Raw genomic sequence first — 13,307 nt, forward strand, 5'->3', positions numbered from 1 at the left:
CCCTTTCTAAATAAAGTCGAGCGCGTGGGCAAATACCAGCAATCCCACAATCGCGGCGGTGATGGAAAGTACGTATACGGAGGCGGCGGCGATATCCTTCGCACGCTTTGCCAGCGGATGGAGCTCCTGGGTCGCCAGGTCGACGATCGCCTCCATGGCGGTGTTGCACAGCTCGCCGTGAATCACCAAGCCACAGCAGATGATAACCGTGGCCCACTCGGCAATGTCGAGCCCCACGATGCAGCCGGCAATGACGGTGCACACGCCCGCCACGAGCATGACCTTAATGTTGCGCTCGGTCTTAACGGCGGTGACGAAGCCCTCCATGGCGTAGGAGAACGACTTTAAGAAGGACGGATGGTCCTTGTTCGATCCAGGAATCATAGACGGCTCCTAGTCGTGGGCGTGGTTGGTGATGGGGCCGATGTGGACCAGCTTGGGGTCCTCGCCGCGCTCGAGCGCCAGATCGCGCAGGATGGCGTCCTCGCGGGCCTCCATGACCTCGGCCTCGTCGTCCTCGATATGGTCATACCCCAGCAGGTGCAGCATGCCATGCACGAGCATCAGGCGGCACTCGTCGGCAGGGCTATTACCAAAGCCGGGGGCCTGACGGGCAATGACCTCCGGGGCCAGGATAATATCGCCGAGCTCGAGCGTCTCGTCGGCGGGAATATCCTCGTCAAAGGCCGAGTCGCACTCAAACGAGAGGACATCGGTGGTACGGTCGATACCGCGCCACTCGTGGTTGAGCTCGTGCATCTCGTCCTCATCGACATACGAAAGGGAAATCTCAACTTCACGCTCAACGCCCTCGGCGACGAGCACGACCTCGCAGATGTGCTCTACCTCCTGCGCGTCGAGTAGCGTATCGAGCTCGGCATCGTTGCTGATCAATACACTCAACGGGACTCCTTTCGGTCGTGCACGCGCTTATCGCGTACATCATCATAAGCATCGTATGCCTCGACGATACGCCCCACCAAGGCATGGCGCACCACGTCGGCACGCTCGAGGTGAGAAAATGCGACATCGTCGACACGGCCTAAAATCCGCTCAACGTCGGCAAGACCGCCGCGACGACCCACCAGGTCGCGCTGACTCAGGTCGCCGGTAATCACAAACTTGGAGTTAAAACCCAGGCGCGTCAGGAACATCTTCATCTGCTCGGGCGTGGTATTTTGCGCCTCGTCGAGCACCACGAAGGCATCGCTCAGCGTGCGGCCGCGCATGTAGGCAAGCGGGGCGATCTCGATCATGCCGCGCTCCATGAGCTCATCGGTGCGCTCGCGATCCATCATGTCAAAAAGGGCGTCGTAGAGCGGACGCATATAGGGGTCGATCTTTTCCTCGAGGGTACCGGGCAAAAAGCCCAGATTCTCCCCCGCCTCGACAACCGGACGCGTCAAGATCAGACGGCCCACCTCGTGACGCTTGAGCGCGGCAACGGCGAGCGCCATGGCCAGATAGGTCTTACCGGTACCGGCGGGACCAAGGCCAAACGTGATGGTATGCGAGCGGATGGCATCCACGTAGCGCTTTTGGCCGAGCGTCTTGGGGCGAATGGCACGACCGCGATACGAAAGCAGCACATCATCGCGAAGCGACGTAGCCTCGTGCTCACCGTCGCGCAATACGGCCAGGCAGCGAGAGACATCGTCGGCAGACAGTGTGCGTCCGGCGGCCGCTTCGCGAAAAGCATGCTCGAAAAAACGCGCCACGAGCTCGACCTCGTCCGGGTCACCGCTCACGGCGATACTGTCGCCACGGGCGACCACATGGGCGCGAACCAAGCTCTCGAGCGCACGAAGGACGCCGTCACCGGCACCCAAAACGCGCGAAGGGTCAATACCCTCGGGAACGGTAAGTCTAATCTTCGAGGCTTCCATGAACCTCCCTGCGTGCATGGACCAAGCCGGAATCATCGACTCCGATGATAGCAACATCGAGCAGGCACGGGGCTGTGAGTCCACGGGTATCGTCAAGACGGGCATGATGGAACGAACCGAGCGTCAGGTTGTCGCCATATTCGAGCACGGCACGCTCGACGGTTCCCACGCGACGGCGAGCGTCGGCAATAGCGAGCTCCTGCGCCGCGGCTCGCATGCGGCGGCTGCGCTCGGCCATAACCTCGGGCGGCACCTGGTCGGGCATGTCGGCAGCAAGGGTACCGGGACGCTTGCTGTAGCGGAACACGTGCATACGCGAGAATCCCACACGGCGGCACAGCGCCAGCGACTCCTCAAACTCCTCGTCCGTCTCGCCGGGAAAACCGACGATGACATCACACGAAAGAGACGCCTGGGGCAAGTTGGTGCGAATCATGTGCACCGTCTCCTCGAAGGCCTCGGCGCTGTAGGGACGGCCCATGCGACGCAGTGTCCTGGTGCAGCCAGACTGCACGGGCAGGTGCAAAAACGGGGCGATGCGCTTCGGATAGCGCGCCATGACCTTAAGCAGGGACTCGGAGATATCCATGGGCTCGACCGAGGAAATGCGCACATGCGGAATGGACGTGCGCTCCATGATCGCCTCGAGCAGCTCATCGATCTCGACGTGTTCATCAGTCGCGCTCTTGCCATCGTAGGCACCCAGGTTCACACCGGTCAGCACCACCTCGGGCACACCGGCCTCCTGGGCCTCGCGAACTTGCTCGAGCACGGACTCGACGGGCACGGAGCGCTCGGGACCGCGTGCCTTCCACACGATGCAATAGGTGCAGCGATGGTTGCAGCCGTCCTGAATCTTCACGCCCAGACGCGAGCGACCGAGTGCGTCGACAACCTCGCCGTCGCTGCAGGCGGGAACGTCATCTGACTCAACGCCCAGCACCTCACAGACGCGTTCGGCGACATCGATCTTGGACGGCTCGGCGATCACGCGGTCCGAAAGCTCCAGCAGCTCCTCGGGATGCAGATTGACCACACATCCGGTCACGACCACATAGGGCTCGTTTGGATAGGCCAGCGCATGGCGAACGGCCTTACGGGTCTTGGCCTCGGCCTCGCCCGTAACGGCACAGGTGTTAATGACGATCAGCTCAGCATCCTGAGGCTCCACCATCGCAAAGCCCAGGCGCATTAAATCGGCAGTGATACGGTCGGACTCAACCCGGTTGACACGGCAGCCGAGGTTGACGACAGAGATATGAGGTGCGAGCACGCGGGCTCCTTAATCGAGGATATCGTCGAGGGCGCTCTTGATACGATCGGTCACGGATTTCTTACCGGATGCGACGTCATCGCCCATCTCGTCGGCAAAGGCGCGAAGCAGCTCGCGCTGCTTGTTGGAGAGATTGGTGGGGACGACCACGCGCATCTGCACGATCAGACGACCGCGCGAACCGCCACCGCCGATACGGGGCATGCCGTAGTTGCCAACGCTCACGGTGTCACCGTACTGTGTGCCGGCGGGAACCGTCACCTTGACGACCTCGTCAGGCATAATACCCTCGACCTCGATCTCGCATCCGAGCGCAGCCTGCGCAATCGAGATATCGCTCACGAGGTACAGGTCGTCGCCGTTGCGCTTAAAACGCTCGTGGTCGGCGACGCGCACGTTGACGATCAGGTCGCCCGAGGGCTCGCCACGAAGACCGGCCTCGCCAAAGCCGCTCACGCGCAGCTGGCAACCGGTCGAAACGCCGGCGGGAATATCGATGTCGATCTTTTCGTGCGAAGGCGTGCGGCCCTGACCGTCGCAGGTCTCGCAGGGATGGTCGATAACCGTGCCCTCGCCATGGCAGTCGGGACAGGGCGAAGAAGACTGAACCTGGCCCAGGAACGAACGCTGGACCGTCGTGACATAGCCCGTGCCGTGGCAGCGGCTGCACTGCTTTTCCCGTGCACCCTCGGCCCTGCCGGTGCCGTTGCAATCCTCGCAGGGGGCAAGGCGGTCATAGCTGATCGTCTTTTTGCAACCGAGCGCCGCCTCCTCAAGGGTCACCGAAAGGGAGATGGCCATATCGCGGCCGCGACGACGCTCACGGCGATTTCGGGCGCCACCGCCGGCACCGCCGCCAAAGAACGACGAGAACAGGTCGTCCATGCCCATGCCACCAAAGATATCGTTGATATCGACGTACCCCGAACCACCAGGGCCGTCCGCGGTGCCGTAACGGTCGTAGTTAGCACGCTTCTGCTCGTCGGAAAGAACGGAATACGCCTCGTTAAGCTCTTTGAACTTGGCCTCGGCCTCGGGGTCGTCCGAAACGTCCGGGTGTACGGTACGGGCCTTCTTTAGAAACGCGCGCTTAATCGTCCGCGCGTCGGCATCCTTGTCGACGCCAAGTACCTCGTAGTAATCCCTATTTTCCGACACGACCGAATCCTTCCGACTTTCATTTTTGTCACAGTGCGTCCTATACCCAAGCTGGGCCGGCCGCAAACAGAGGGCTAGATGTTATTGCATTGCGTAGGGCGAAAGCATGGCACGTTGCGAGCAACTCGCAAACCAAACCGACACGAGCGCAAACATAAATCCGTTGGCAAAACCGTTGGCAAACTGCATCGCGCCGCGCTTCCACCACAGCAGGCTGCGGTGCAGCACGCCGTCCGAGACCACCATAAACAGGCCCATGGCAAACGGAATAAAGCACATTATGGCAAAGGCCGAGAACACGCCCGAGATGGCCGACAGCACCAAAAACGGCGCCACGATGCCCATCAGGTAAAAACCTGTACGGGCCTTGCCTTCCAGGCGCTCGGCCTCGACATGGGCGCGGCCGACCAGATCGCCACCCGAGGCACCGTTGGTGCCGGCGTGACCCATGCCACTAATGCGAACCTCGTCACCATCGTGCGTGCCGGCGGGAAACTCAATCGTCTGCTCGGAGGTCACACGGACACGGCCGCTGCCGCCGCAATCGGGGCAGGGGTCGGCGACGACCTTACCGGAACCGCCGCACTCGGGGCAGACAGACTGAAACGTGCCGGCACCGAACAGGAAGGACAGGTCGACGTCGATGTGGCCGCGACCGCCGCAGCTCGGACAGGTATGTGCATGCTCGGACGAAACAGATCCCGAGCCTCCGCAGTGACCACAGGTATCGAAGCGCGTATAGCGGACGGTCTTGCGGGCACCGCCCTTGGCCTCCTTGGCGTCGAGCTTGATATCGACGACCACGTTGGCGCCACTCTCGGGGTTGTAGGCCGCCTGGCCGCGACGGGGCTGGCCCCAGGCGCCACCAAAGGGAAAGCCGCCCTCAAAGGGATTACCATAGCCTGCGCTGCCGGCGTAGCCGCCGCCATAGGGCGAAGCCGTGGGAGCGCCGGCGAAGGGATTACCCGAACGCATGGCGTCATAGCGCGCACGCTTCTGCTCATCCGAAAGCACAGCGTAGGCCTCGGAAACCTCTTTGAACTTTTCCTCGGCATCCGGCTCTTTGTTGACGTCAGGATGGAGCTTACGTGCCTTTTGCTGGAAGGCCTTCTGTATATCACGCGAGGTGGCGTCCTTGGAGACACCCAAAATCTCGTAGTAATCTTTTTCGTTCATCGTCGCCATGCGCGGCAACCTCCTGCTCACAGCAGCGTATATATTGCGGTAATTCTACCCGAGCGGCCTAAGCTAGACCCCAAAACAGCTCGAACAGCACATTTCCATCGAGCCAGCCCAAGTGGGTGGGCGCTAAGCGGGCACGGACGCGACCTGCGATAACGTCTTTTAAGGTGACGCTCCCAGCATGTCCTTCAACATGATCGGGCACCCAGGTGGCAAGGCCCAACTCGAGAGCACGGTCACAGGCCGCCGCCAACTCATCTGCAGCGATCACGCTTGCCGAGCGAACCAACAGGTCGGGCCCAATGCCACGCGTCATGCGGCAGGCGAGCATCAGATCCTCGGCCGCAGCCTCGCGCTGCGACAGATACTCGGCATCAAACGCCGTCGCATCATCGTCACGTTGCACCAAGCGCACGCGATACGCATCGCCGCGAGCAGGCACGTCGGGAAACAGCCCGGCCAAGCGATCGAAATCCTCGGCATCGAGCATACCGGCGGCAGAGCGGCCCAAGCCCAGATAGCCCTGTCCGGTCCAATAGGCAATGTTGTGGGCGCACTCATGGCCGTCGAGCGCGTAGCTTGCCACCTCATACGGGTGATAGCCGGCCGCACCCAGGCACTCACGCGCCGCATCCATGCACGCAGCCTGAAAATCCTCGTCGGGCTCAAGCGACTCGTCGTGACACGCCATGCGGTAAAGCGGCGTGCCCTCCTCGAGCGTGAGCGGGTAAACCGACACGTGATGCGGCGCCGCCGCCAACACGCCATCGAGCGTGCGCTGCCAGCTTACGGCGGTCTGCCCGGGAAGTCCGCACATCAGGTCGCAGGACACATCGAGCCCAGCGTCCCTCACCGCGGCGATGGCTGCAAGGGCGCGGTGCGAATCGTGGATGCGACCAATCGCGGCAAGCTCGGCGTTGTCGAGGGTCTGAACTCCCAGAGAAATGCGCGTGACGCCCACCCCGGCAAGCGCCGCAGCAAGCTGCGAAGTCAACGACTCAGGATTGGCTTCGCAGGTAAACTCAACTGGCTTGCAGCACGCAGAGATACGCCGGGCGAGTTCTACCAGGCGCTCCCCCGCCAGCGACGGCGTGCCGCCGCCAACATAGACGGTACGGATCTGCGCAAGCGCCCCGACGTCTCCAAAGGCATCAAGGCGCGCATACAACTGCTCAAAATAGGCATCGAGCGCAGCGCTCAGGTCGCACGGAGCAAAACTGCGCGAGTCAAAGTCGCAGTACCGGCACTTTTGGGCGCAAAACGGAACATGCACGTACAGCGCGGTAACGGCCACCGTTAGGCCTCCAGCGGATGAGCGGGCACCGACTCGCCGGCGGCAAGTGCGGCCTCGCAGGCCACCACATCGCGCTCGATATCATCGACCAATGCCATGAACTCCTCGTATGTGGAGCAACGCACCACTTGGGCGCGCCAGGCCGCAGCATGAGGCATCCCCTTTAGATACCAGCTTGCGTACGTACGGGCACGCGACATGAGCGGCAACAGCTCGTGCGTGAGCGTCAGGTGCTCGCGCAGGGCATCCAGGCGCTCGACCGAGCTACGTACCGGTACCGGCGTGCCATCGAGCGCAAGGGCGCGGGCATCGCCGAACACCCAGGGATTGCCATAGATACCGCGCGCGATGAACACGGCGCTGGCGCCGGAGTTGCGCAGATGCTCCGCGGCATCCTCGGCGCAGAACACGTCGCCCGAACCGATAACGGGAATCTCGACGGCGTCGGCCACCTCATCGACGACCGACCAATCGGCCTGGCCCGTATAGAGCTGCGTGGCACAGCGACCATGTACCGCCACCGCAGCGGCCCCTGCCCCCTCGAGCATCTGGGCAAACGTCGCGGCATTGCGGTCTTCGGCGTAAAAGCCCTTGCGGATTTTTACGGTCACGGGCACGTGCGCCGCGCCCACCGCTGCCTCAACGATCTTCTCTGCCAGATCGGGCGTGCGCATAAGCGCCGAGCCCTCGCCCTTGGTGACGACCTTGCGAGCCGGGCAGGCCATGTTGATATCAATGAGCGACAGGCGATCGCCCACACGCTCCTCGACGGCAGCGACAGCACCCGCAAACTGATCGGGCTTGGAACCAAAGAGCTGCACGCAGATCTGCTGCTCCTCGTCGGCCGGCAACACCAGGCGCCACGTCTTGTTGCTGGCATAGGCAAGGCCCGCAACGCTCACCATCTCGCTGTAGGCAAGGTTGGCACCGCGGCGGCGACACATGATGCGATAGGCGGGGTCGGTTACGCCCGCCATGGGAGCCATAAGGAACGGCTGCTCGGCATAGGCGCCCAGCAGCCGCTTGCTGTATTCAGAAAGCGCCATGGGACCTACTCGTCCACCTTGAGGATCGCCATAAAGGCCTCCTGCGGGACCTCGACCGAACCGATGGCCTTCATGCGCTTCTTACCCTCTTTCTGCTTCTCGAGCAGCTTGCGCTTACGCGAGATATCGCCGCCGTAGCACTTGGCAAGCACGTCCTTGCGGCGTGCCTTAACGGTGGAGCGGGCGATGATCTTGTTGCCGATAGCGCCCTGGATGGGCACCTCGAACAGCTGGCGTGGAATGATTTCCTTGAGTTTGTCGCACAGCCCGCGGGCCAGGCCATAGGCCTTGTCCTTGTGCACGATAAACGAAAGCGCGTCCACCTCATCGCCCGAAAGCAGGATATCGAGCTTGACGAGCTCGGAGGGACGATACTCGTTGAACTCATAGTCGAGCGAGGCATAGCCCTTGGTGCGACTCTTGAGCTGGTCAAAGAAGTCCAGGATGAGCTCGGCGAGTGGCATGTCAAAGCGCATCTCGACCGATTTGCTCGTGAGATGGATCATGTCGGTCGTAATGCCGCGGTGCTCGATAGCGAGCTGCATGACGGCACCCGTATACTCGGGCGGGCAGATAATCTTGGCCTTGAGGTAAGGCTCCTCGATGCGCTCGATGCGCGTAGCCTCGGGCAGATCCTGCGGGCTGCGAACATCAATCATCTCGCCGTCAGTCTTGTAGACGTGATAATCCACCGAAGGGCTCGTGGCAATCAGGTCCAGGTTGAACTCGCGCTCCAAGCGCTCCTTGACGACCTCCATATGCAACAGGCCCAAGAAGCCCACGCGGAAGCCAAAGCCGAGCGCCACCGAGGTCTCGGGTTCCCACACCAACGACGGGTCGTTGACATGCAGCTTATCGAGAGCGTCACGCAGGTTCTCGTAATCCTTGTTATCGATGGGGAACAGGCCTGTGTAGACCATGGGCTTGGCCTCGCGATAGCCGGGAAGTGGCTCGGGGCAGGGATTCGACGCCCACGTGAGGGTATCGCCCACGCGTACGGCCTCGGGATCCTTCAGGCCCGTGACCACGTAGCCCACCTCGCCGACCGTCAGCGCATCGACCGGGGTCTCGGCGGGACGCTTGACGCCCACGCCATCGACCAAAAAGTCGCCCTTGGCCTGCATCATTCGCAGGGTATCGCCCTTCTTGATGGAGCCGTCAAAGACACGGACCGTGGCAACGACGCCGCGGTACTCATCGAAATACGAGTCCAGGATGAGCGCCTTGAGCGGCGCGTTTGCATCGCCCTTGGGCGGTGAGATCAAAAAGACGATGGACTCCAGCAGGTCGTGGATACCCTCGCCAGTTTTGCCCGATACGCATACGGCATCGTCGGCGGGAATCGCCAGGTCGTCCTCGATCTCGGTCTTGACCTCGTCGGGGTGCGCCGAGGGCAGGTCGATCTTATTGATGGCGGGCACGATATCCAGATTGGCGTTCATGGCGAGCGTCGCGTTGGAGACGGTCTGCGCCTCGACGCCCTGCGTGGCGTCGACGACGAGCACCGCGCCCTCACAGGCGGCCAGCGAACGCGAGACCTCATAGGTAAAGTCCACGTGGCCCGGCGTATCGATCAGGTTGAACTGATACGTCTCACCATCGTCGGCGTCATAGGAAACGCGAACGGCATTGGACTTGATCGTGATGCCGCGCTCGCGCTCGATATCCATGGTGTCGAGCAGCTGCGACTCCATGTCGCGCTCGTCGACGGTATGGGTGAGCTCGAGGATGCGGTCACTGATCGTGGACTTGCCATGGTCGATGTGCGCAACGATCGAGAAGTTGCGGATGTGGGAAATGTCAATTGAAGTATTCATGCGGACTATCTTACCCGAGCGGTACAAAAAATGGAGCCTGTTCCATAAAACAGGCTCCTTTTATGCGCGTAATCTGTGTGGTGTGAAATTTACAACTTAGGCGTTGATGCTGTTCACGAGCTTGGCAAGACCGGACTTGCGGTTGGAAGCCTGGTTCTTGTGGATAACATGCTTGGCGGCAGCCATGTCGAGACGCTTGGTAACGGTCTTGAGGGCAGCCTGGGCCTTCTCGGCGTCGCCCTCGGCGACGGCGGACTGGACGTGCTTGGTCAGCGTCTTGAGCTCGGACTTGACAGCCTTGTTACGCATGCGAGCTGCCTCATTGGTGCGGATACGCTTCTTCTGAGACTTGATGTTTGCCACTTCTGGAGTTCCTTTCGAGTTCCTTGCAAAAAATGTATGACACCTCTGAGACACGGTGAGGTCATGCAAGCGCCTACTATAGCACGCTCCCCCTCAAAGGGATAGAACGAATTTGTCAAATAGGCAGGTATCATCACGATTTTCTCAAGATGTTCGTAATCCAGAGCAAAAGCGCGGTCTGGGAATCAGCCGAACCCTTGAGCGCGAGCTCCACATCGACGGCACCCTCGAGCGCAGCGACAAGCTCCGCCATCGAAAAGCGGCGTGCCCAGGTAAAGTGATTTTTGACCTGCCAGGCCTGAAGCTTAAGCGTCGCGGCAAGCTCACGACCCTGCCCACGCGCATCGAGCGCCTTGGCAACGATAAGCTCGCGAATGCGCCCGCACAGCAATGTGTAAGTCCACACGTAGCTCTTGGCGGGCAGTAGATTGAAGAGCTCAAGCGAGCGGCGCATGTCACGGGCCGAGACCGCATTGAGAAAGTCCCAGGGCTGGACTTCGGCCGTACGCACGATCCAACGCTCCACGTCGGCAAGTTCAATCTGGGGTGCCTCGACCATCTGGGCGAGCTTTGCCAAGTCGTTATCGAGCATGCGAGTGTTCTCGCCCGAGCGGGAAACGAGCTCCTCGGCAGCCGCCGTCGAAATGGACTTTCCGTGCTGCGTCGCCATCTGCTGCACGCGGCGCGGGAGCTCCCAGCGCTTGGTGCCCGAACAGTCGATCACGGCCTTCTTGTCAATCTTGGCGATTGCCTTGTACAGGCGCGTGTTCTTGGCAAGCGAATCGGCGATTATGAGGCAAACCGTCGTGGGGCTGGGACTCGCCAGATACTCGACAAGCGGCTCGGAAATCGCTTTGGCGAGTTTTGAGCAGCCGTCAAGGATTACCAGGCGAAACTCGCTGCCCATGGGAAAGGTGTTGAGCGATCCGATAATCGACTCGATATCGGGGTCTTTGGTCATATCGCGCTCGTCGAGGTTGAACTCGACCATGCCCGTCTTTTCCAGACGCGCCTTCATACGCGAGACGGCGTGGTCGCGTTTGACTCCGTCGGTACCGACAATCAGATATGCCGGCAGCAGACCGGTTTCGGACATCGCGCTCCCCTCCCGCAGGCTCTCGTGTTCGTACCGTGCCATTCTAGCCCACGGGCTTATCCCGCGCCAACGGCAGCATCACGGTCGCTGGCATCGCATGGCAAATCCGGTTACGGTCGGCGAGACGGTGATGTCTCCTTGTTCGATGGTGCATGCGAACGCGCCGCCCGCATCGCGAACGGCATCGATGCAGGCATCGGATGGATGGCCGTAGCGGTTGCCCTCGCCCGCACTCGCGATAGAGAGCTCGGGCTTAAGCGTTTCCAGCAGGTCTGTGTCGACAGAAACTTTTGAGCCGTGATGCCCCAGCTTGAGCACATCGATATCGCCCACCTCCTGTACAAACTCGCGCTCCTGATCGAGCTCGGCATCACCAGTGAGGAGCATACGCAGACTCTTACCTTCCTGAGCATAGGAGAGCAGCAAGACAAGCGAGTCCTCATTGCCCTCACCATCCACCGTGTCAAACGGCCACATCACACGAGCCCGAAATGCGCCGATATCGACCGCGTCTCCGCGGGCTACCTGCCGATACGTTACGCCGGGGCGATTCAGGACCTCAACAGGCGCGCCGTCCAGTGCATCGGCCGCGACCGCAATGGTTCCAACCGAAAACTGATCGAGTACGTCGGGAAGACCACCCCAATGATCTTCATCCCAATGCGTCACGAAGACGGCATCGATATGGTGAACGTTATTGCGAACCAACGCCGACACCACGCGCTCATCGAGCCCACAGTCGACAAGCGCCACGGCGCTACCCTGACGAACCAGAATCGCATCGGCTTGGCCGACATCGAGGACTGTTACCGAAGGCGGCGCACATCGATCCCAATAGACATACGGAACAGCCGCCGCAAGCATCAAACACAGCAGCCCCACTGCCATGGGCCGCGCGCGGGGACGTGGCCACCAGACCAAGAGGACCGCCAGCGCAAACGGCACCACGTATACCAAGGGCGCATCGGGCGGCACGCTTACGGATGCGCCCGGAACGGCAGCAAAGAGCTGCTCAAAGAACAGGGCGCAGCGAGCGACAATCATGGGCCCCACGAGCGCCCCGTGACGCAACAGCGGCACAAGCGAGCAGGGCACCAGCACAACCGATATAGCAAGCAGTACGCTTATCACCGGACCGATCACGGCATTTGCAAGCGGGGCAATGAGCGAAAACGTCCCGAATGCGGGAATGGTTACAGGAAGTGTCGCGAGTTGTGAGCACATCGTGACGGACAAAATACCGGCAACCCCCGATGGCACGCTCAGCTCGCACAAGGCGTAGGTAGCGTAGGGGCAAAAACAAAGGATGGCAAAAACACTGGCGCACGATAGTTGAAAACCCATCTCGAACAATACCGTCGGGCGCAGCAACACAAAGATTGCCATGGTGACAAACAGAGCCGAGAGGCCATGCCGACGACGTCCGGCGCCGTTGGCGACAAGCGTCGCCGCCACCATACAGCACGCGCGCACGGCCGAGGGCGAAGCGCCAGTAAAAACGGCATAGGCAGCGAGGGCCAGCACCAACAGCCCCCGCTGAAACCCACGAGAGAGACGCGTCTTTTGCAGGGCACTCTCAATCACAAACCCCACGATGGCAAGATGACTGCCCGAAACGGCGATGAGATGTGCGGTGCCCGTTACCGAAAACCATTCGCCCGCAGGCTGGGCGCGCAGCTCGGACGAGCGCCCACAGACAACGCCGGCGATGAGCGAGCGCGCTGGGTCGGTCGCGGGCGCGATAACGGCAAGGAGCTCGTTTCGAAGCCAAGACAACGGGCCTGGAGGGCCCTCGTCGATCGATACCAACCGGACGACTTTAACCTTTCGAAGCTCGCCCCGAAGCACGCGTGAGCGCCCATACGCATCATTCTCAAAGCGCGAAATTCGACCGATAGCACGTACATGCGAACCGGCGCCAAGCTCACGATCACACGACAGCCGTACCTGACCCAAACGCTTTTCGCCCGCATACGCATCACAGGTATAGGAGTACGCACCGTCATTGATGGACGGGTCGCCACACACAACAAACTCGAGACTGCTCGCAGCCCGATTATCCAACGCCCTCGAAGCGCGCAGCGCCCCTATCGCCCAACCCGCGGACACTACCGCTCCCGCCACGAGGCCGAGGGCCGCGGCATACAGCCATCGCCTCCACCGCACAAGGCGCATGCAGGACCGAGCCAATA

12 protein-coding genes are annotated in these 13,307 nt (G+C 61.3%); all 12 read right to left on the reverse strand.

From position 1 onward, the window contains the following. Positions 1 to 6 precede the first annotated feature (6 nt). Positions 7 to 384 carry a diacylglycerol kinase family protein gene (locus OGM60_05685; protein ID UYI98395.1) on the reverse strand — a complete coding sequence of 126 codons (378 nt, stop codon included), beginning with the start codon at positions 382 to 384 and terminating at the stop codon, positions 7 to 9. A gap of 9 nt (positions 385 to 393) precedes the next feature. After that, on the reverse strand, positions 394 to 903 hold the full coding sequence (gene ybeY / locus OGM60_05690; GenBank protein UYI98396.1) for an rRNA maturation RNase YbeY: 510 nt from the start codon (positions 901 to 903) through the stop codon (positions 394 to 396). Beyond that, positions 900 to 1,886 (reverse strand): PhoH family protein, encoded by a 987-nt coding sequence (locus OGM60_05695; protein UYI98397.1) that lies wholly within the window; start codon positions 1,884 to 1,886, stop codon positions 900 to 902. Before OGM60_05695 ends, ybeY begins: the two co-directional genes overlap by 4 nt. Then, positions 1,867 to 3,159, reverse strand: a complete 1,293-nt coding sequence (locus OGM60_05700; protein ID UYI98398.1) for a MiaB/RimO family radical SAM methylthiotransferase — start codon at positions 3,157 to 3,159, stop codon at positions 1,867 to 1,869. The genes OGM60_05695 and OGM60_05700 overlap by 20 nt, the downstream gene beginning before the upstream one ends. 9 nt (positions 3,160 to 3,168) lie before the next feature. Continuing rightward, positions 3,169 to 4,317: a molecular chaperone DnaJ gene (dnaJ, locus tag OGM60_05705; GenBank protein ID UYI98399.1), complete on the reverse strand. Its 1,149-nt coding sequence runs from the start codon at positions 4,315 to 4,317 to the stop codon at positions 3,169 to 3,171. Between the two features lie 81 nt (positions 4,318 to 4,398). Further along, positions 4,399 to 5,502: a DnaJ domain-containing protein gene (locus OGM60_05710; protein ID UYI98400.1), complete on the reverse strand. Its 1,104-nt coding sequence runs from the start codon at positions 5,500 to 5,502 to the stop codon at positions 4,399 to 4,401. A 58-nt stretch (positions 5,503 to 5,560) separates the two neighbouring features. Then, positions 5,561 to 6,793: a coproporphyrinogen III oxidase family protein gene (locus tag OGM60_05715; protein UYI98401.1), complete on the reverse strand. Its 1,233-nt coding sequence runs from the start codon at positions 6,791 to 6,793 to the stop codon at positions 5,561 to 5,563. Between the two features lie 2 nt (positions 6,794 to 6,795). After that, positions 6,796 to 7,839 (reverse strand): tRNA dihydrouridine synthase DusB, encoded by a 1,044-nt coding sequence (dusB, locus tag OGM60_05720; protein ID UYI98402.1) that lies wholly within the window; start codon positions 7,837 to 7,839, stop codon positions 6,796 to 6,798. A gap of 5 nt (positions 7,840 to 7,844) precedes the next feature. Then, positions 7,845 to 9,656 carry a translation elongation factor 4 gene (gene lepA, locus OGM60_05725; protein ID UYI98403.1) on the reverse strand — a complete coding sequence of 604 codons (1,812 nt, stop codon included), beginning with the start codon at positions 9,654 to 9,656 and terminating at the stop codon, positions 7,845 to 7,847. Between the two features lie 96 nt (positions 9,657 to 9,752). Then, entirely contained in the window at positions 9,753 to 10,019 is a 267-nt protein-coding gene (gene rpsT / locus OGM60_05730; GenBank protein UYI98404.1) for a 30S ribosomal protein S20, read from the reverse strand. 133 nt (positions 10,020 to 10,152) lie between these two features. Then, on the reverse strand, positions 10,153 to 11,115 hold the full coding sequence (gene holA, locus OGM60_05735) for a DNA polymerase III subunit delta (protein ID UYI98405.1): 963 nt from the start codon (positions 11,113 to 11,115) through the stop codon (positions 10,153 to 10,155). 78 nt (positions 11,116 to 11,193) lie between these two features. Continuing rightward, positions 11,194 to 13,290 carry a DNA internalization-related competence protein ComEC/Rec2 gene (locus tag OGM60_05740; GenBank protein UYJ00160.1) on the reverse strand — a complete coding sequence of 699 codons (2,097 nt, stop codon included), beginning with the start codon at positions 13,288 to 13,290 and terminating at the stop codon, positions 11,194 to 11,196. Positions 13,291 to 13,307: the final 17 nt, after the last annotated feature.

The organism is Coriobacteriaceae bacterium, from assembly GCA_025757745.1.
In the GTDB taxonomy this organism is placed as follows: domain Bacteria; phylum Actinomycetota; class Coriobacteriia; order Coriobacteriales; family Coriobacteriaceae; genus Collinsella.